The 19,733-nt window shown below is 53.7% G+C and carries 18 protein-coding genes and 1 pseudogene; 10 read left to right on the top strand and 9 right to left on the bottom strand.

Annotation, left to right across the window (positions count from 1 at the left end):
• Positions 1-50 precede the first annotated feature (50 nt).
• The 4 genes and pseudogenes from GS605_RS17430 to GS605_RS17415 all read left to right on the top strand — a co-directional run bounded on the left by GS605_RS17430 (position 51) and on the right by GS605_RS17415 (position 2,759).
• Complete coding sequence (locus GS605_RS17430; protein WP_171724811.1) at positions 51-788, top strand: N-formylglutamate amidohydrolase; 738 nt, start codon at positions 51-53, stop codon at positions 786-788.
• 87 nt (positions 789-875) lie between these two features.
• A complete protein-coding gene (locus tag GS605_RS17425) occupies positions 876-1,115 on the top strand; it encodes a DUF6868 family protein (RefSeq protein ID WP_171637671.1) in 240 nt (79 codons plus the stop codon).
• An 87-nt stretch (positions 1,116-1,202) separates the two neighbouring features.
• Positions 1,203-1,517 carry a DUF1244 domain-containing protein gene (locus GS605_RS17420; protein WP_152456994.1) on the top strand — a complete coding sequence of 105 codons (315 nt, stop codon included), beginning with the start codon at positions 1,203-1,205 and terminating at the stop codon, positions 1,515-1,517.
• A gap of 94 nt (positions 1,518-1,611) precedes the next feature.
• Positions 1,612-2,759 (top strand): annotated as a pseudogene (locus tag GS605_RS17415) (IS3 family transposase).
• A gap of 562 nt (positions 2,760-3,321) precedes the next feature.
• Here the strand turns inward: GS605_RS17415 and GS605_RS17410 are convergent.
• The gene (locus tag GS605_RS17410; RefSeq protein WP_171724810.1) at positions 3,322-3,729 is read right to left on the bottom strand and encodes a universal stress protein; all 408 of its coding nucleotides are present in this window, start codon (positions 3,727-3,729) and stop codon (positions 3,322-3,324) included.
• Between the two features lie 57 nt (positions 3,730-3,786).
• On the bottom strand, positions 3,787-4,236 hold the full coding sequence (locus GS605_RS17405; protein ID WP_171724809.1) for a phasin family protein: 450 nt from the start codon (positions 4,234-4,236) through the stop codon (positions 3,787-3,789).
• Positions 4,237-4,436: 200 nt separating this feature from the next.
• On the opposite strand from GS605_RS17405, the gene GS605_RS17400 reads away from it, so the two are divergent.
• The gene (locus GS605_RS17400) at positions 4,437-5,609 is read left to right on the top strand and encodes a cation:proton antiporter (RefSeq protein ID WP_171724808.1); all 1,173 of its coding nucleotides are present in this window, start codon (positions 4,437-4,439) and stop codon (positions 5,607-5,609) included.
• On the opposite strand, the gene GS605_RS17395 is transcribed toward GS605_RS17400, so the two are convergent.
• Both GS605_RS17395 and GS605_RS17390 read right to left on the bottom strand, forming a co-directional pair.
• The gene (locus tag GS605_RS17395; RefSeq protein WP_171724807.1) at positions 5,610-6,017 is read right to left on the bottom strand and encodes a c-type cytochrome; all 408 of its coding nucleotides are present in this window, start codon (positions 6,015-6,017) and stop codon (positions 5,610-5,612) included.
• A gap of 160 nt (positions 6,018-6,177) precedes the next feature.
• Positions 6,178-7,782 (bottom strand): Na/Pi cotransporter family protein, encoded by a 1,605-nt coding sequence (locus GS605_RS17390; protein WP_171724806.1) that lies wholly within the window; start codon positions 7,780-7,782, stop codon positions 6,178-6,180.
• A gap of 437 nt (positions 7,783-8,219) precedes the next feature.
• Here GS605_RS17390 and GS605_RS17385 point away from each other — a divergent pair, with 437 nt between their 5' ends.
• Both GS605_RS17385 and GS605_RS17380 read left to right on the top strand, forming a co-directional pair.
• Positions 8,220-9,440, top strand: a complete 1,221-nt coding sequence (locus GS605_RS17385; protein ID WP_171724805.1) for an APC family permease — start codon at positions 8,220-8,222, stop codon at positions 9,438-9,440.
• A 43-nt stretch (positions 9,441-9,483) separates the two neighbouring features.
• Entirely contained in the window at positions 9,484-11,100 is a 1,617-nt protein-coding gene (locus GS605_RS17380) for a hypothetical protein (RefSeq protein WP_171724804.1), read from the top strand.
• Here GS605_RS17380 and GS605_RS17375 read toward each other — a convergent pair whose 3' ends face one another.
• Together GS605_RS17375 and GS605_RS17370 are read right to left on the bottom strand one after the other, a co-directional pair.
• On the bottom strand, positions 11,101-12,693 hold the full coding sequence (locus tag GS605_RS17375; RefSeq protein ID WP_171724803.1) for a trypsin-like peptidase domain-containing protein: 1,593 nt from the start codon (positions 12,691-12,693) through the stop codon (positions 11,101-11,103).
• Between the two features lie 220 nt (positions 12,694-12,913).
• A complete protein-coding gene (locus tag GS605_RS17370) occupies positions 12,914-13,333 on the bottom strand; it encodes an Hsp20/alpha crystallin family protein (RefSeq protein WP_170697089.1) in 420 nt (139 codons plus the stop codon).
• 364 nt (positions 13,334-13,697) lie between these two features.
• Between GS605_RS17370 and GS605_RS17365 the strand changes: the two genes are divergently transcribed.
• Both GS605_RS17365 and GS605_RS17360 read left to right on the top strand, forming a co-directional pair.
• Positions 13,698-15,002: a ferric reductase-like transmembrane domain-containing protein gene (locus GS605_RS17365; RefSeq protein ID WP_171724802.1), complete on the top strand. Its 1,305-nt coding sequence runs from the start codon at positions 13,698-13,700 to the stop codon at positions 15,000-15,002.
• A gap of 336 nt (positions 15,003-15,338) precedes the next feature.
• A complete protein-coding gene (locus tag GS605_RS17360; protein WP_171724801.1) occupies positions 15,339-15,884 on the top strand; it encodes a flavodoxin domain-containing protein in 546 nt (181 codons plus the stop codon).
• Between the two features lie 99 nt (positions 15,885-15,983).
• Here GS605_RS17360 and GS605_RS17355 read toward each other — a convergent pair whose 3' ends face one another.
• Positions 15,984-16,829, bottom strand: a complete 846-nt coding sequence (locus GS605_RS17355) for a universal stress protein (protein WP_171724800.1) — start codon at positions 16,827-16,829, stop codon at positions 15,984-15,986.
• An 88-nt stretch (positions 16,830-16,917) separates the two neighbouring features.
• Entirely contained in the window at positions 16,918-17,295 is a 378-nt protein-coding gene (locus tag GS605_RS17350; RefSeq protein ID WP_171724799.1) for a SnoaL-like domain-containing protein, read from the bottom strand.
• A 1,008-nt stretch (positions 17,296-18,303) separates the two neighbouring features.
• Between GS605_RS17350 and GS605_RS21200 the strand changes: the two genes are divergently transcribed.
• Complete coding sequence (locus GS605_RS21200; protein ID WP_348539535.1) at positions 18,304-18,420, top strand: LuxR C-terminal-related transcriptional regulator; 117 nt, start codon at positions 18,304-18,306, stop codon at positions 18,418-18,420.
• Between the two features lie 177 nt (positions 18,421-18,597).
• Here GS605_RS21200 and GS605_RS17340 read toward each other — a convergent pair whose 3' ends face one another.
• On the bottom strand, positions 18,598-19,722 hold the full coding sequence (locus GS605_RS17340; protein ID WP_171724798.1) for a calcium:proton antiporter: 1,125 nt from the start codon (positions 19,720-19,722) through the stop codon (positions 18,598-18,600).
• Positions 19,723-19,733: the final 11 nt, after the last annotated feature.

The following is a 19,733-nucleotide window of genomic DNA, read 5'->3' as shown; positions in this document are numbered from 1 at the left end:
CCTTTCCAAAGCAACTGCCCTACATCTGCGGCAAACAAGATGACAGGCTCATGACATACACTCCATTTTTCGTCCACGGTGCGGATCGCCCGTCTCGCTGGCTGATTACATGCGACCATGCAACCAACACTGTTCCCCCAGACGTAAATGGTGGCGACCTCGGCCTGCCGCGCGAGGATATGGAACGCCACATCGCCTATGATGTGGGCGCGTATGAGGTGTCTAAACACTTGGGCGAGATCCTGAACGCACCGGTGATTGCCGCCAACTTCTCGCGGTTGGTCATCGACCCTAACCGGGGTGAAGACGATCCCACGCTGTTGATGAAGCTCTATGACGGGTCAATCATCCCCGGAAATCGCCATGCAGATGATGACGAACGCGAGCGTCGCCTGAATATGTGCTACCGCCCTTACCACGAGGCACTGGCACAAATGGCGGCCCTGCCCCATGCTGTGATTGTTTCGATGCATTCCTTTACGCGCCAGCTGCGCGGTCGTGAGCCCCGCCCATGGCACATTGGCGTGCTGCACACCTCGGACGAGCGGTTCTCTGGCCCGCTGATCGAAAGGCTTCAGGCCGAGGAAGATCTGTGCGTTGGCGTCAACGAGCCGTATACCGGAGTTCTGCCGGGGGATGCGATCGACAAACACTGTACCGCGTTCGGACGCCCCAACGCACTGATCGAGCTGCGCAACGACTTGATCGCAGACCATACGGGGCAAAGGGAATGGGCCGAGCGGTTGGCGGTAATCCTGCAGGACGCATTGGAAGCCAGCGACCTTTGACCGCAAGTCCTGCGCATGCTTTTCCGCGCATCACGCTGTTGTGAGCACGGCCTTCATTTCCCATATCAACGGGGAAAGGGGGTCATCATGACACAAGAGTTTTTGACGATGTTTTTTGGTTGGATGGCCGTGCTCAATATCGCGGTGCTTCTGTTTACCACCCTAATGGTTCTGCTTTTGCAGGATTGGATTGCCGGCATTCACGGCAGGATGTTTCGGATGGAACGCCCGGATGTGAAACGCGCCTATTTCAGGTATCTTGCGAACTACAAAATCCTGACGCTGGTTTTCTGCATCGTGCCGTGGCTGGCTTTGAAACTGATGTGAAAAGGCGCTTCGGCACGTCCGTTTCTTGTAACGGGTCCACTGGATTGTTAGGTCAGAAGCAACTCAATCGCCATCCGGAGCCAGATCATGGACAAGCAAACCGAAATTGAACTTCAGGCTGCCGCATTTCGCCGGTTGCAAAAGCACCTGATGGAAGACCGCACGGACGTTCAGAACATCGACATGATGAACCTCGCCGGGTTTTGTCGCAACTGCCTGTCGCGCTGGTATCAGGAAGCGGCAAACGAAAAGGGAATCGAACTGGGCAAGGATGAAGCCCGCGAGATTTTCTACGGCATGACGATGGATGAATGGAAATCGAAATATCAAACCGAGGCCAGCCCCGAGAAACAGGCCGCCTTCAAGGTTGCGTTCGAAGAAAACGTCGGCACGAAAGACTGACAGCTCAGAGCTCATGCTCTGAAACCTGATTTGCCGGCCTTTTGTGATTAGAGTATTCCGCGACGAATCCCTCGTTGGAGCGGGATCGGAAGCGATGAAAGCAGCGAGATTTACGGACGCACAGAAGGCGTTTGTTTTGACGCAGGTCGAAGAAGGCAAGACGGTTGCCGAAGTGTGCTGAGAAGCTGGGATCAGCTCGGCAATCTACTTCAAATGGAAGAAGAAGTATGCGGGGATGTTGCCATCCGACATGCGGCGGTTGCGAAAGCTTGAAGGCGAGAACGGCCGTCTGAAACGCATCGTGGCCGAACTGACGCTGGATCGGGAGATGTTGCAGGACGTCATCAAGCGAAAGCTCTGAGGCCGGATCGGAAGCGCCAGCTTATCGACGGTGTTCGGGAAGACTGGCGAGTGTCTGTCAAACGCGCCTGCAAGGTGTTGCGGTTCGACAGATCGACCTGCCAGTATGTTTCCCGGCGCACCGATCCGGCCGTCCTGAATCGGCGTATCAAGGAGATCTGCGAGACCCGTGTTCGCTATGGATACAGGCGTGTGCACTATCTGTTGCGCCCGGAGGGTTGGCCAGCCAACATCAAGAAAGTCCACAGGATTTACCACGCAATGAGGCTGCAATTACGGAACAAATCACCAAAACGGCGGGTGAAAGCCAAGCTGAAAGAGGATCGTTCGGATGCCGTGAGGCCCAATGATGTGTGGGTCATGCCTTGCCCGATAGGCGATTGCGCAAGTGCAATCTGCCGAAAGGGACTTCGTTCATGATCAGCTTGCGACTGGCCGCAAGCTACGTATTCTGACCGTGGTCGATACGTTCTCGCGCGTCTCACCCGTCATTGCCCCAAGGTTCAGCTAAAAGGGCGAAAACGTTGTTGTCACGCTGGATCGAGTGTGTCGGCAGATCGGATTCCCAGCGACGATACGGGGGGACAACGGCAGCGATTTCATCTCTCGGGACTTTTGGATCTATGGGCCTACCACAACGGCGTTACGCTCGACTTCTCCCGCCCTGGCAAACCGACCGACAATGCTTTCATCGAAGCGTTCAACTCAAAGTTCAGGGCAGAATGCCTGAACACGCATTGGTTCCTGTCGCTGGCAGATGCTTGCGAAAAGATGGAGGAATGGCGTAGATACGACAACGAAGAAAGACCGCACAGCACCATCGGGAACATCCCACCGGCAATGCTGGCAAACCCACATGGCGATACCAGCCCGCCATGCTGAGACAAGGTGGTAAACTCTATGCCCAAGTGGCAGAAGGTTGGGTATCAGAGCAACTTGCAGAACGAGCGATGAGTTGCACGAACTTCTGAGTTGAACGAACTGCTGAATCGGGTTGTTGTTTCATACGACCATGGAGCCAAGAACCGCATCCTGGACATGCAGGGCGATTTGATCACTATGCCCAAAAAAGCAAAACCCGCTGATGAGGGGGGCCTTGATTTCGACGACTGTTCGCTAATTATTGGTTGCGGGAGCGGGATTTGGCCTTCATCGAACAACCGTGCTTCGAAGAAAAGCCAAGTAGACTACATCTAAGAGCACAATCTGAGGCTCCGAGGCAACCCAAGTGTCGAAAGTCTCCCAGCGACCAACCAGAAACTGTTCTTCGCAATAAAGTAATCCAGCGTTCTAATAAATTCGAAACCGCAGGTAAGCTGCAAAAATTGCAAAAAGTATAGCTACAGTCCAAGGGTTCTTTGGCTCAGCTGTCAATTCTCTCGATCTGATTTGGCTCACTAAGTATAGGGCCACTCGAAAAGGAAGTCACACCGCTAACTTTGGATCAACGAATTACATGAACCGAGCACCTGGCGTGGTGCACGACTCTGTTCGCAGTGGAACCTAAAAATATGTCCTCAAAACCAGGCTTGTGCGAAGCCAAGACGATGCAATCCGCGTCGCTCTCATTTGCGAAGTCGACAATAGCCCTACCCGCGTGCCCAGAGATGAGCCGAGCCTTCGCGCCTGGAATTTCAGAAGCAGTCTGATGCAGGTTTTCTAGGATTTCATGCCGCGTATTGGCAAGTACTTCGCTGGGAATCTGAGACCCCACGTAAGCCGGAATTGGCTCTTGGACGTGTATCACGGTAAATACAGCGTCCGCATCAGCCAATTGGCGCGCGGCCTCAAACGACGCTTGTGTGTCGTATTCTTGGTCCAGAGCAACCGGGATCAGGATATTCTTGTACATTTGACCTCCTATCTACTGCACCGATGACTTCAATTTGGTTCCTCGGCAGCAGGAAACCTACACAGGCTCAGACTTTGAAGATTTCCCCGCGCTCTTTGTAGCGGCTACAACATCATCAACTGTTTTCTCAACAGCTTCAGCTTCGGTTTCAGCGACATAAGATGCACAACGGGACACGGTTTCGAACCATTCCTGCGCGTCAGCAACCAACCGCTCAGCCGAATGGCGCTGCCATTCCGCCATGCTCTGAAGAGCTTTCGATGGATCGGACGGGTTCGCGGAAGACACATTGCGTGCAGCTTGTAGAGCCGTCCGGACCGCCTCATGACGCCGTTCGAACCAATGCTGCGCAAAGGCCTCTGTTTCTTCGAGCAATTTTTCTTGCGCGTCCCAAAATTGTTCGATCTGGGCACCGAAGGCCGGATTGCCAGACATGGGCGGCTGCATTTGCTTGAAAACATCCAAAAGTGAGGTCGGGTTATTTGTGTTGGGTTTCTTTGTCGACATCGAAAACTCCTCCTCATCTACCGAATGAGTTATTGTGCCACCTACGGCGCGCTTTCGCCTTAATACAGATCAATATCCCTTATTTTTAGTACCCTCGGCATAGGCTACAACGGGACACTCGCATTCTCTCCGACATCGGTTCCTAGAGGGCAGTGTTGGAGTTAGAGTAGTCTAGACAAGAACTTAACGCTTGGTTTTCTATGCACATTGCCGGCTTTCTGATTACCCTTGGTGTCCTCTTCCTTGCCGGATTGGCGGCCGACCAACTTGGCCGGGCCACGCATCTTCCTCGTGTTACAACCTTACTTTTCCTCGGTCTGATCGCCGGGAACGCCGGAATGGGGTTGATCCCACTCGACATTGCAATGTGGTTCGACGAGATATCCATTGTAGCCTTGACGATGGTCGCGTTCCTTCTTGGAGGATCTTTGACATGCGAGAACCTGGTACGGCATGGCCGAGCCATTCTGACGATTTCGATTTCAATCGTGGTTGCAACCCTTGTTATTGTGTCTGCTGGATTGACCGCAATTGGCGTACCCTTCGGGTTGGCGTTGGTGCTGGCGGCAATTTCTACGGCTACTGCTCCGGCCGCCATGACAGACGTGATCAAACAATCTGGGGTGTCCAACAGCTTCACCGAGACATTAAAGGGCATAGTCGCAATTGATGACGCTTGGGGTCTGATCGTTTTCAGCGTCGCATTGGTTCTGGCCGGTCATTCGGACGGTTGGGCCACCATCACGACCACAGCGATGTGGGATTTCGGAGGGGCTATTTTGTTGGGTTCCGCGCTAGGCGTGCCATCCGCTTACCTCACCGGTCGCTTGAAGCCGGGAGAGCCAATGCAGGCAGAAGCAATGGGTATCGTCTTTCTTACAGCGGGCCTCGCGCTTTGGCTGGAGGTTTCATTCTTGGTAGCAGGCATGGTTGCGGGCGCAGTTATTGGGAATCTTGCCCGCCATCACGACCGAACTTTTCATGAGATCGAGCACATTCAGTGGCCGTTCATGATTTTGTTCTTCCTACTAGCTGGCGCCACGCTGGATATTGAAGCCTTCGGCTTGATGGGCTGGGCTGGTGCTCTTTTCCTATTCTTGCGCGCCGTCGCCCGCCTCGTCGGGGGTTATTGCGGAGCGAGACTTGGCGGCCTGCCTAGCCGTCAGACCCGCTGGTACGGCCCAGCTTTGTTACCACAGGCCGGTGTCGCGGTAGGAATGGCCCTCGTCGCCGGAGAGCAATTTCCACATTGGGCCTCGTCGATCATGGCCTTTACTCTAGCCAGTACTGTGGCCTTCGAGGTGTTGGGGCCGCCATTGACTCTCATGTCAATCAGACGAACGGCTGACACCGATGAGCAGATTGGTCAGTAACTATTCAGACTGGATCGATTCAAGAAAGGCGAGCAAATTCGCCAACGGCAGGCCTACCATCATAGGTTGCCCATTAGGCAGAGCCACCGCGATTTGTTGGTCTGTCTCAAACACCGTGCCAAAGATTGGCATTTCGCCCCCATGGGCGAGCAATTGTGAACGACCATCAATCTGTTCAGCTATGCGAACTATCGGAAACACACCGTCGTTTTCGCCCGCCAATTTGGTAAGGTCGGGTGTTCGAATAGCCAGCATTTCGGCCATTGGCCCGTCTCCGGTCGCTTCGAAGCCGTGACATTGCCAGCAATACGTCCGGTACAAATCACTTCCCTCACTGACGCTGACTTCCTGCGCTAGTGCAGGCCCCGTGACTAACAGTGCCAGTAAAATCCCTCGATAAACCTGCATATTCTCCTCCAAATCGCTGCCACAAATGAAGATCCCATTAAACAGTATAGCTAAGGAACGTCTTTGACCTTGCTCATGTTGTCCGCACCAGCGGGAACATTGGCGTTTCAGTCGAATAGCGATTGAGCACGCGCCTAATCTAATCCAGGCAGGCATCCAACTACGCCACTTCGTCATTGACCTCACCACCCTTGCGCTTAGACGGCACTCCTTCCAATGCGTTCAAATGCCAACGAATTCGCCAGAGGTGATAGGACACGCGATGTAACCATCTGAGGGCATCCAAGCGAGCCCAGACCACGTCGTCCGGCAGACTGTCAGTCGCAGCGTCGGAGATTAGCAAGTCTCTGCGAAGTTTCCTCTGTCGTCGCAGAAAACGGCGAACGCGATTCAGCGTGATTTCACACTGCGCTGGATTGTTGATTTCCAAATAGCCATCAGTCGCTGCAATCGCCACTGAAGCAAGCCGTTTCAAGCGCGGATCTTTCGGCAACTCGCCTATCCGATCATCTTGGCTACACCGGTAAAGCAGCCGATCAAGATGATCGAGCACATGGTACATACCCTTGATGCTGGATATCTCTGCGTCGGACCTGCTGGGCAGTTCTATCTTGTCTAGGTACGAGCGCGCTTCAGATACAGCAGTCTCAATGCTGTCCCGTCCATAATCGGGTCCGCTTGGCTGAGATGCCCCGATACATGACCGAAGGTGCGCCACTTCGGCCCTTACAATGTGTTCGACTGCAACTTTTGCTGCGTCCACAGCTATTTCCGGCATCCCGAGGACGAGAGGATCCAAAGATCTCGTTAACTCAGCCCCTCTGTCGGGTACGAGCGCCTCGACAAATCTGGCGAAGGGTTTCGCGAACGGCAGGATCAGCGCCACGCCTATGGCGTTGAAGAAACTATGGAACGCGACAAGCGCAGTCAGAGAGTTTTCAGCCCCCGTCCCGCTTACAAAGACCGCAGTAAACGGCCCCAGCAGGAAAAATGCCATTGCCCCTGTCATCACGTTGTAGATTACATGAGCAAAACCGGTGCGGCGCGCCATCGTGCCCCCGCCAAAGGTGGCCAGAACAGCGGTGACGGTTGTCCCCACGTCCATTCCAATGACGAGAGCCGCCGCTTGAGGGAAGTTCACAGCACCGGCGCTTAACGCAGCCAACGCCGTTGCAACACCAGCACTCGAAGACTGCGTCACCATCGTGATAAGGACGCCGATCAATACAAGCTTCAGCCTGCCTAGCAATGTATCTGGCGGAAAATCGGCAGGAGTAACTACGCCGCGAAACGCGTCAAGCCCGGACTTGAGTTGCTCGATCCCAATGAAAATCAAACTGAACCCGGCCAACGCCAGCCCAAGGCCGGAAACCGCTTTTCTTCCCGAAAGCGCCAGCAAAGCCCCAATAAAAACAACTGGCAACATCACTTGCCCCAAGTCTAGCCTGAACCCCAAGAGCGCGACGAGCCAACCTGTCATGGTCGTTCCGATATTGGCCCCAAAGATGATCCCAAGCGCTTGGGGAAACGTGAGCAGACCAGACGCGACAAATCCGACGGCCGCAACGGTGGTCGCACTGGAAGACTGGATTGCAGCTGTCGTGACCGCGCCTGTTACGGCCCCGGTAAACGGTGTCGACGTGAACCGGCCCAAAATATCTCGCAGTCGCGCCCCTGCCAAAGCCTTCAATCCGTCCGTCATCAACAGCATTCCGACAAGGAACAGGCCGATGCCGCCCAAGGCTGGTAACAGGTTCCAGAACATCACGAATTGCTTTCCACCCTAAATCTCACACCGCCTAACATGTTTGCTTTGCATTTAAGTCCGACGACAAACGACAGTTGGTTTGCATTCAGACTCGCAGACCCGACGCCGCGAGTTGATTGACATAGATCAAAGCACCAACATGAATTACATAGTGAAATTCGAATGTTTCAACATATTCTACGTTCACCGTCCTGTCCCCAAGTAAACACAAAGGTGAATGGAATTTTGAAGGAGTGGAAGTTCCACCCACGGGGGCTCGGCAGGAGTGATGGCGAGCCCCCAGTTAGTTGATTGGCGCCCAATGCGCCCAGACGTTGAGACACAAGGCATTCGGTGCGGCTTTGACCATAGGATTAAGCCGCTGCGCCAATCGAGACAAAAAGAGAAGGACGCCACTGACGACGTTCGGAATGGGCAGTTGGCGGAAATCACTTATGAACTCTGTTGATCCAAACGAACAGAAACTCAGACGGGCCCTTACTACCCCGTTGCTCACGCTTTATGGCCTTGGGGTAACGGTCGGAGCGGGCATTTACGTTTTAGTCGGTGCAACAGCAGACATTGCCGGACCGTTTGCGGCGCTGTCGTTCGTTGTAGCTGCGCTCGTCGTATCACTCACCGCGCTTTCGTATGCGGAACTCGCAACTCGATTTCCTGTCAGCGCAGGTGAAGCAGCCTACGTTGAGGCGGGATTTCGGAAAAACTGGGTGGCGGTTTTCGTTGGTCTTGCGGTGGCAGCCTCGGGCGTTATCTCCGCTTCTGCCGTTGCAATTGGCGCAGCATCATACCTTCACGCTTTGACCGGTTTTGCGATCCCTATTTTGACTATCAGTGTTGTTTTGATCATGGGTCTAATCGCGCTTTGGGGGATCACTGAATCGGTCTTTGTTGCGGCTGTCATCACGATCATCGAGATCGCAGGTCTTCTTTTTGTGATTGGCTGGGGCATGTCGATCCAAGATCCGCAGGGATACGGGATCAGTTCGATGCTTCCCCCGCTTGAACTCGACGCGTGGAAAGGCATTTTCGCTGCATCACTTCTTGCCTTCTTTGCATTTGTTGGCTTCGAGGACATGGCCAATGTCGCGGAAGAGGTTAAAGACCCTGTGCGCACCATCCCAAAAGCGATTTTGCTAACGCTCATTCTAGCGACCGTGTTGTATCTAGGAACCTCAATGACGGTTCTACTTGTTGTTCCGATCGATGTCCTTTCGACGTCCGCAGCACCCCTCGCGCTTGTGTTTTCAAACGCCCCTGAGGTGATTAAACAGGGCTTTTCCGCGGTCGCCATTGTGGCGACAGTCAATGGAGTACTGATCCAGATGATTATGGCCTCGCGGGTGATCTACGGACTAGCTGACCGTGACCATTTGCCGAAGGTTCTGGCGATAGTCCCTAAAGCAACGCAGACACCATTAGTTGCTACTTTGCTGGTCGTGGCGATCATCGTACTGCTTACTCAAACTATACCGATTGGTACTCTGGCAGAGCGCACATCCCAGATCGTTTTGGGCGTCTTTGTGCTTGTCAACATTTCGCTGATCCTGCTGAAGATGCAGCCGGACGAGGCCGCCAAGCACTTCCGCGTTCCTCTTGTGGTACCGATCCTTGGCGTGATCACCAGTGCATTGCTTTTCGGATCTGGATTTCTCTAACTAGACAAAACGACCCAAAAGCCTCAACGAGCTGCCATGGCATATGACGACTGACCAAACTTCCATAGGATCAAAACTTTCGGCCTGGTGGCATAGAACGTTTGTGGATCTGGTTCAGCAGCTGCAATGGTCCTATCTGCCGCCATTGATGGTCTATTTTGCGGCCGGCGTGTCCGGCCTGACCTCGGTCGTTGGTGCTTTTTTCCTAAAAGACTACCTCGATTTATCCGCCTCTTTCGTTGCAGGGCTAGCATTTTGGGCTGGTATCCCGTGGATACTCAAAATGCCGCTTGGTCATGTCGTGGACCTGTTTTGGCGCTGGAAGTCCCTGCTGATCTTGTTCGGCGCGTCCTTGATCACGTTGTCTTTGCTCACCATGTACGGGCTCGTGACCGCACCTGCGCAGATGTCCAGTTTCATGCCGCTGGAAGACTGGTATGTTGTTGCCTTGCTCTTGGCGCCTTCGGGCTATGCAATTCAGGACGTCGTTGCCGACGCCATGACGGTTGAGGCGGTGCCAAAGGTTGACCAGAACGGCGCACCATTTTCGCCGGAAGAAACTCGTGCACAGCACACAACGATGCAGACCTTGGGCAGAGTTTCGATCATTTCCGGGTTTGCGGCGGTTGCGGCTGTAAACATCTGGATTTTCTCTGGAACCGAAGAACTGCAAGAATCCGAACGCCTTGCGCTTTATGGCCAAGTATATCTGATAGCTCTGACCATCCCGGTGTTGTCCGTTAGTGGAGTCGTTCTTCACAGCTTTATCCAGCGTCAGCTTATTAAGCGCGGCCACCCGCCACATACGCCGGATGAAGCCACCGAAGTCAAATGGTCCATATTGCTCGGCGGCCTTGCATTCGTTGTGCTCAGCATCGTGCTGGGAACCGCAGATTTCGCATTCGCACAAGAGACCGTTTTTGCGGTTTCCCTGACGGTGATCCTTTACCTCATGTCGCGTCTGCTGAAGGAGTTGGAACCAGCCCAAGCCAAAGCCTTAATTGGGACAGCGACAATCATTTTTGTTTTCCGTGCCGTTCCTCTGCCGGGAGCAGGCCTGACCTGGTTTGAAATCGATGAACTAGAGTTCGATGAGCAATTCTTAGCAATCTTGGCTTTGTTGACTTCGCTGCTGGCGCTGCTGGGGTTAATTGTTCTCCGACCGTTTATGGCCAATCGCTCGATTGCGCATGTGGTCGTATTGCTGACAATCGCTGCGGGCGTTCTAGCCCTGCCCAACCTTGCCCTCTATTACGGCGTGCATGAATGGACAGCCGCGCGTACCGGCGGAGTTGTCGACGCAAGGTTCATTGCCATTCTTGATACAGCCGTTGAATCGCCGCTTGGACAGATCGCTATGGTCCCGATGTTGGCTTGGATCGCCCGCAATGCACCCGTTCAGTTGAAAGCGACTTTTTTTGCGGTGATGGCATCATTCACAAACATGGCATTGTCGGCCAGCAGCCTTAGCACCAAGTACCTCAACCAGACATACGTCGTCACACGCGCTATCACCAACCCTGAGACCAGTGAGGTCACTTCAACCGCGGACTACAGTCAACTTGGGTACTTGCTGATCTCCGCGGCCCTGATCTCAGTGATCGTTCCACTGGCCACTGTGTTCTTTGTTCAAAAATCGCGCTTCCGAACGAGCGAATGATCACAGGTTTTCGAGCTCTGCCAGCAGTGCTCTGAGATGTGAAACCGGGACGCCGATGTTTGAGCCACCAAACTCGGGCAGGATCGCAGCATTGATGGCAACGACCTCACCCCGCCGGTTCAATGCTGGCCCCCCGCTTCCACCGGTCGTGGTCTCAGCGTCATAGACGATGGCGTTCCCACTTGTCCTCGCAATTATCCCCCGGCTTGCCAACGGGTGAATCTTGCTTTGAGTAGAAAGCCGGGACGCAATCGACCAAAAGTTCAACGTTCCTTCTGCCTCCAGTTCCTCTAGAAAGCCCGGCCCAGCCTGCGCGATCAAAGCTTTCAAACCCGTTGGATATCCCAACAGATAAAGCTCTTCACCGACGCGCGACGTGGCATCCGCCAACGGAATTCCGAGGTCCTGAACGCGGCTTGGCTCAACTGCCAAAATCGCCAAGTCTGCGGCTTCACTAAACCGGACCAAACGCGCCTCTATTGGTTCCGTCTGATCAGGCAAATAGGCCAGCAGCCTCAACATCTCTGGCTCAAGACCAGCGTCGCTCAGCGCTTTCTCTCGGTTCACCGAGGTCCAGGGCAAAGCGACATGGCGGTTGGTGGCCATCAATGGCACCCCAGCAATCAAAAACCCTGTTCCGGTGAACTGAAATTCTGCAGGTTCGCCGGTCCCGTCCGGTTCGATCCAAGGCTGGCCAAACGGGGTCTTCAGGTTTTCTCCGTTAGGTCCCAAAACGTGCCGTAATATCTTCCCGCTTTCCACGTGGCGCAATCCATAAGCTCCCTGAAGGAAAGCTACAGATCGAGTGGAGGCAGCTATCACCCGCGTGGGTGCCCCCGCCCGTTGCTCCAAGGTTCCAAGACGCTGCTCAGTCGACAAAACCTGGTTCTCAAAAGCGTCACGCAACGAAGCCAAGTCATCAGGCGTAAGTGCATCTTTTCGCGTCTGAGCGAGCATAACCGCGACCGCTTCGATCTTGCGGGACTCCTGTTCGATACTATCCGCCAAGCGCCGGTCGTTTTGGTAAAGCAGGTACCCAAACCCCGCGATCACAAAAAGCGTCGCAAGAACTGTGATCCTGAACAATATCGTGGTCTGAGACGCAAGCCGCCGCCCACTATCACGCAGGGCACCAGACATCTTTTTAGCGAAAGGTCGGCGGCTCGCTCGGGCGTAGGCATATGCGTCACTAAAGATATCTTCGACCGTATGGTGCGCGGGAAATGAGTGATCGCACAACCTGTATCGAGACATAGGGCCCTTTTCGCCGAACTCGATCATGTCGCCGTGCCTAAGAGACACCGATGAAGCATTTTGCCCGTTTACCCACACATTGCGCCCTGCTGACGCGGTTACCGTGTAACCTTCGTCAGCCCATTGTAGGGTGGCAACATCGTTATTATGGGGAGGCAGGTCATCCCTAGGACGAAGGCTTAGCACCCTTTCATCGTCAACTGAAACAGTTAGGGTTTTATCGACAAGCCAGTTCACGTTTCCGCGCGATGGACCTGTCAGGCTCTCCAGAAATGCCCGCACCTCACCTTCACCACCAGTCCCGGAGGATGTAATGCTACTCGCTTCTGGATTTCGCATTGTGACCCCCTATCCAAACGCGTGAGGGCATTCTACCACGCTGCAACAACAAACCCATGGCTTGGTGCGAATGTACATAAAACGCATTTATACAAACACTTGCGATGTCCGCCCGGATTCAACCAAAAAACATCTATCAGGCCGCAGCTCAAAGAAGGCCGATCCATGATCGGCCCTCTGCTTTGGCATTTTCAAGCCCCGTATCGAGCCAACAGACCGTCTATTTCGACGATACCTTGATCTTACGGCTGGGATCCTGAGGCTCAGTCTTCGGCATTTCGATATGCAGAACGCCTTTGTCGAATGTTGCGGAAATCTTGTCGATTTCAACAGTGTCTGGCAGCGACATGGCTCTGGAAAAACTGCCATAGCTTCTTTCGCTGACACGTAGATCGCCCGTTTCATCATGCGCAATCTTCTTCTGACCGCGCAGGATTAGCCTGCGATCCTTGATTTCAATTTCCACATCATCCTCTTCGAGCCCTGGCAATTCAGCCGTCAGGACAATCGCAGAATCCGTTTCTTGGACATCGATTGCCGGTGAAATCGCACCTGTCATGTCAAGAGACGGAAAACCCGTGCGTTGCGCAGCCGTTTCCATTGGTAGGAAAGGTGATCCTCCCCCGAAAAAACGCGACATCAGGGTTTCCATTTCACGCCGAAAGTTGTCGGAGAGGGGATGCGTTCCAGTGAAAAGTTGCGGGGATTTTTTGTCTTCTAGCATTTTTTGAGCCTCCTCCTTTGGTCTGATTTCACGCGCGCAACATTGTGACAGAAAAGGCGGTCAAGGACCTTGATCTTGCGCAAGCATACAACCTCATCCATCGCCAGATCGCTCGCACCGGTTGAACGAACAGAAACGGGAACCGTCGTCCAACAGACTTGCCAGATCGTGCTGGAGTTAACACCAATCTCAGTAGTCTTGATCGGAACCCTAGGTCAGCTTAGCGTTTATTCTAAATGAGCCCGAGTTGCCTACCTTTAGCACAGTGGAGCAAAACCGTATGAAATGGCCTTATCTGGCGCTGATTTACGTTTTGCTGATCTTGGCACCCTTGGGTTTTTCTTGGTCTCTGGGATGGCCACCGCGATCATTTCATCAAGAGCTCGCGTCCGGGCTTGGAATGCTTGCTTTTTCAATAATCTTAGTCGAGTTCCTGCTGTCTGGGCGGTTCAGGTTCATCTCTTCCGGTCTGGGTATGGATGTAACCATGCGGGTGCATCAGTTGATGGCGCGTACAGCACTCGGCTTTGCGCTGATACACCCGCTTCTGTATCAGGGTACGCCGTCTGGCGGACGCCGACCGTGGGATGAAACAAACCAACTTACGATTTCGACCGACTTTTCTACGCTGGTATCGGGCATCGGCGCATATTTTTTACTGTTCATTCTGGTCGCCTCGGCAATTGCGCGTAAATTCCTTGATTTCAAGTACGAGACATGGCGCCTCTTTCACGGGCTGGGAGCCTTGGTGATTGCCTTCCTGCTGTTGCATCACACGGTCTTTGCTGGGCGCTACGGTGGGCATCCACTTTTGACGTATATCTGGCTTGCCCTGACCAGTGTTGCAGTTGGAGCTTTGCTGTATGTCTATCTCGTTCGCCCATTGCGTAAGAGGAAAAGGCCGTGGCGCGTCACGTCTGTGTCTAGACTAACACCGAGGCAATGGGAGTTGCGCATCAAGCCAGATGGTCATAGCGGACTAACCTTCGAAGCAGGGCAGTTTGCCTGGCTAAATGTCGGCCACAGTGCTTTTTCGCTGCAGGAGAACCCATTCTCGATTAGTTCGGCACCAGCCGAAGGCCCCGATGTTTCATTCGTGATAAAGGAGCTTGGGGATTTCACATGTGGTCTTGGACAGATCGCTCCGCAAACCACTGCCTATCTGGATGCCCCGCACGGGAATCTTTCGATCAGCCACCGCACTGAGAAAGGCATTGTTCTGATCGCAGGTGGTGTCGGGATCGCGCCCATGTTGAGCATTATGCGTCAAGTTCGACTGAGTGGAACACAGCACGATCTCAAGCTTGTCTATGGTAACCGGGTGGAGGAGCAGATTGCTTTTCGCCAGGAGTTATCCAAAGAAGACACAGTATTTGTTCTATCCGAACCGCCAAAGGATTGGTCCGGAGAGACAGGCTTAATCGACGGTCCTCTGTTGGACCGCAATTTGTCGTCTGAGCAATATGAAAGCTGGCTTTTCGTTCTTTGCGGCCCCCCTGCTATGATGGACACCGTCGAAGATCATCTGATTGAGCGGGGCACCGCGTCACACCGGATTTTGTCTGAAAGGTTTGACTATGATTAGACTGCTCAGAAACCTGCCCGCACGCCAACAAGTGAAGGTCACGGTGTGGTGCATCAGTTTAATAATCCTCGTCGCTGTCTTGGCCTTTTCTTTAAGGTAGCAACACAAGCCATTGAGCCAAGGCCAGTTTCAAAAATTGTCAGCCAAAAAGGTCGATTTGCTTCGAGGTGTAGGTCGTCACTAACTTCCTTAAATAATGCTGCGGGTGGACAGCAAAATCGTACCACAACTCTTCCGATACGCTCCCAATTAGCGCCTTTGATGGAGATCAAGGGCAACGCGCGCGACTTATTCATAATCAGCAATCTATTCAGACCGATTTATGGGAGGATCGGAATGACCGTACTCATCGTCTTTGCTACAGTCGAAGGCCAGACAGAAAAGATTGCGCGCTTCATCAGCGGTGTCGCGAAGAATGCCGGTTTCAACACAAAACTGATCAATACCGATGAAATGCCCGGCCATGTATCGATTGACGATGTGGTCAAGGTTGTTCTTCTGGCCCCTGTCCACGAGCGTAGGCACCCCGAGTCATTCGAGGCTTTTGTCGCCTCAAATAGAGATACCCTAAGGAAACGAAAGTCTCTCGTGCTTTCCATCGGTCTAAAAGCTGCTTTCGCGTCAGGTCGAGAAGAAGCGCGCGACTATCTCAACGAAATGCTTATGCGAACAGGTTTTGAACCAAGTGCGACGGCGTTGGTCGCAGGCGCCGTGAAGCCGGAAAACTACGGGTATTTTGAGAGGGAGATCCTTAAGCACGTTGTCTTGCTTGGTCGAAAAATCGATCCACAAGATGGGGTACGGGAGTTTACTGACTGGGATGAACTGACGTCAATTGTGATAGATTTTCTTGGCGGAACCGGTCGGGCAAATCGACTTTAACCTCAAGCGAGTACCCAATAACAACTGGCTGTTCCCGCATTACCCGATGAACGCATAGAGCCACCTATCCCAGCAAGCCACAATCGCCAGTTTTCTTCATCAGTGTCCGAATAGCACTGGTAAACTTGTCTGCTCCAACATTGCTTGCGTCGTTCCCCCAAATACCGACTGACGCAAATGGGAATGCCCGTAAGCGCCCATAACAACGAGGTCGGCCCCCAGTTCTCGTGCGCGTTCCTGAATGCAGTGTTCAATTGAATTCCCGCCGCACGGGAACTGCGACACGGTCACGGTGCAACCGTGATGGCTAAGCCATCCAGCTAGATCAGTTCCGGGCACTTGACCTTCTACGTCATCAGGCGACGGCAAATCAAAACACCCAATCACAACTTCGTTGGCCGCCAGAAGAATGGGTAAAGCTAAATGCGCAACCCTAGACGCAGGCAGGCTATCATTCCATGCCAAAAAAATGCAGTCGCGTTGGGCAAACGGATCTCCGTTTATCATCAGGGCTACCGGCGAATGGAACAATACTCCGTAGGCGATCTTATGAAACAAATCGGGATCTTTTCGCAACTCAGCGTCTAGAAAGGCGATATCAGAGCGATTGGCTTGGCCAGCCACAAGATGCTTCAACTCTGCTCCAGATCCCATAAAGGCAATTACATTTGCAGATACGCCCTGCCCGACCAGGAGCGCTTCAACTTCTGTGGCGCGGGACTTCAAGGCGGCATTTTTTCTGTTAAGAACATCCAACCAGTTTGAAGGAAGACCCGCCTCAACGAACCTGTTTGATCCATACTTTAGGTAAGGCAGGTTGGGTAAGTCCGCGATCAACACGCAATTCAAGTGACTGTTCTGGTTACGGGAAGTTTCAGCGCATTCCAAAATCGACGCGTCGTCAGTATCAATTCCTACGTAATATGCCACTGTTCTGTGTTGCATTCCCGACCTCCGTCCGGAATTTCAATTTGCCCGAGAGCCGTGCGCACGGATTAAACCAACGAAGAGACAATGTTGTTGATCGCTCTTCTTACTTCGGCAGCATGAAGAACTCTTCCAGCACAATCTTGCCGTCCGCCACCGAATACACTGCGATCTCGCGCAGGGTCATACGCTCACCCGTAGCCTTCTGCAGCACTTCAGCTCTGAAGCGTACTCCAAAGCGGTTGGGTGGGTGGACGTAGGGCCCATCCACTTCTAGTTCTTGGATTTCATGCGACGCCAACCAATCCTCTCTTTTTCCCTTGATGGCTTCTCGACCCTTTGTAACGCGGAATTGTCGAACCGGAGGCACAACCGCCTCTATCGACTGCGCGTTTTCGGCATAGATCTCATCAACACTTCCAAGGCCCCTGCGCTCACGCATGGCCTGGACGAATGATCTTCCGATTTCAATCAACTCTTCCATGAGCCCCCCCCTGAATTACCGTTGACTGTACCACTTCTTGCCCGCTCAAATCTTGACAAGGATCAATGAGCACAAGGGGAAATGCAATGAGGCCGATTCGTACTCAACTCTGCTCAGCCAGAAGTAACACACTTAATACAGCGCCACATTCGCATCAATCTGCAGGAAAGGCGGACAGCGTCAGCACGCTAGTGTCGCAGTTGCTATTTGGTTTTTAGTCAGCGCGACCGTGCATTGGCGGCTGGTTGCAACCTAAAGCTGCCATGGAGATGTAATGGTATACAAGAGGAAGTGCTGAGGCGATTGCCACGGCCGTTTTTACCAAAAACACATCTTCGCCCTTGCTTGCCAGACAATATCCGGCCCCCGCTCCTTCCCCCCGGTCTTGCGGGAGAAGGCCCTTCGCTTTCAGGTTCGTATCCGCGCGATGCCTTTTGTCGGAGGCCAGCCGCTTCCCCGCAGGCTTCTCACCTGCCCCGCTTTGACCGCGTACGGTCTCGGCGGTCCCCGGTTCGACGAGTGTCTGAAGACGTCCGTCGACCGGTGGGTTCCGTAGACGCGTTTCTGCACCGGGCCAGAAGGAGCCGCGTCGGTGCGGGATGGGGTAGTCCCCGAACCATAGTTCACAATTGGAGGCCGGTCGTGAACGTACCGTGGTCACCGCTTTTCTTGATCGTTTGCCAGGGAAAGCAGCAAGTATAAACCGGGCGCAACGGAGACGGGGAGACCCATCCCGGCCCGGAACGTCCGATTTTGCGCTCTTGCTGACTAAGTGTATTGATCTGCTTTTTTTTGGGGATCTTTGTGTTTCGCGCGGCCGCAAGTTGTACAAACTTTAGCTGACCCGAAACGCCGCAGCCCACCAATAGCGCAGGCGGTTCGGGTCAGCGGCTCGACACAGAACCTAACCAAATTGTTCTCTTCCTGTTCTTTTGTTTGTGTGCAACCTTTGAGGGGGTCGCCTCGTTTCAACCAGCGCTTTCTGAGCAAACGGTACTGCCTTGATGGATCACCGAAGGTACTGTCAAAGTGCACCGCCACAATGCGTATTCCAAGCTCGGCGTAAGTTCACAGGCCGAGTTGTTTTCCGCTGCCACGCGATACCTGGCATCAAAGCAAACTTAGTCGTGGGAAGTTGACAGGCTACAAAATTATTCCGATTGCCGGAATCTGTTGAATACGGCCTAAAGCCGTCGTTGGCACAACCCAATGACAATGTCGGCTTTTGCGTCGCTCGCGGGAAGGAGATTGGAAAGCCACTGAAACGTGGCTTCCCAAATGGATAGAGAGGTTTTGGCTCCGTCACGACCCGTCGAAAATCAGGAACACGTAGGCCATAAAGGCGGCCAGATGCACGACGCCCTGAAGCGCATTTGTGCGGGTTCCTACGAAGGTCAGAATGCTGATCCCAAGGGTCAGAGCCAGTAGCACGATCTCAGCGCCTCCCAAGCCGAGCTCAATCGGAAGGCCGACAAAATGCGCAGCGATCAGAACTGCGGGCACTGTCAGGCCGATTGTGGCCAGTGCTGAGCCAAGGCAGATGTTGACGGCCCGTTGCAGCTTGTTGGCGCGCGCTGCGTCCAGAGCAGCCAGCGCTTCGGGGGTCAGGATCATAGCAGCCACGAGGAAACCGCCAAGCGCAACGGGCGCGCCAAATTCCAGAAGTTTGAAGTCGACAAACAGCGCGAGCTTTTTGGACATCAGAACCAGTGGCAGCATTGCCAGAACCAGCCAGACCACGTGAAAGCCAACACTTTTGGTTTCGAGATGGTGCGCGTCCGATCCTGCTGTGGTTGGCAGTTCATCTGCGGGCTGGCGGAAGATTTCTGGTTTGCCGGCGGTCTGATAGACGAGGAAAATGCCATAGAGCACAACCGACATCCCGATCATAAACACTGTTTGCAGGGCAGAGAGGCCACCGCCGGGTGCAGATGTGGTGAAGCTTGGCAGCACAAGGCTTACGATGGCGACGGGAAGCAGGACCACGAGATAGGCATTGGCTCCCGAGAGGTTGAACACTTGCAGCCCATGGCGCAGGCCGCCAATCAGGAGGCTCAATCCAACCAGCCCGTTCATCACGATCATCAGCACCGAGAACATAGTGTCCCGCGCCAGTGTCGGGTTGTTGTCCCCGGTCAACATAACCGCTGTGATAAGCGCCACCTCGATGCCGATCACCGAGAGCGTCAGGATCAGTGTGCCATAAGGCTCACCGAAGATGACGGCCAGACATTCCGCGTGATGCACCACACGAAACACCGCAGCCAACATCACGCCAAAGATACCGCCCAGCAGCAGCCAGGACATGCCAGAGCCCATGGCGGCGGGCTTGATCAGATCACCGGCGAAGGTCAATGCGACAAACACCAACCAGATCAGTACCGTCGCTTTCTCCGCGCGCAGGATGTTTGAAGTAGAAAAAGTCATTTTGGGTCTCC

It is taken from the genome of Ruegeria sp. HKCCD7559 (assembly GCF_013110575.1).
GTDB lineage: Bacteria > Pseudomonadota > Alphaproteobacteria > Rhodobacterales > Rhodobacteraceae > Ruegeria.
Note: the sequence above shows the minus strand (reverse complement) of the source record. Positions and strands in the feature narration are given on the sequence as shown.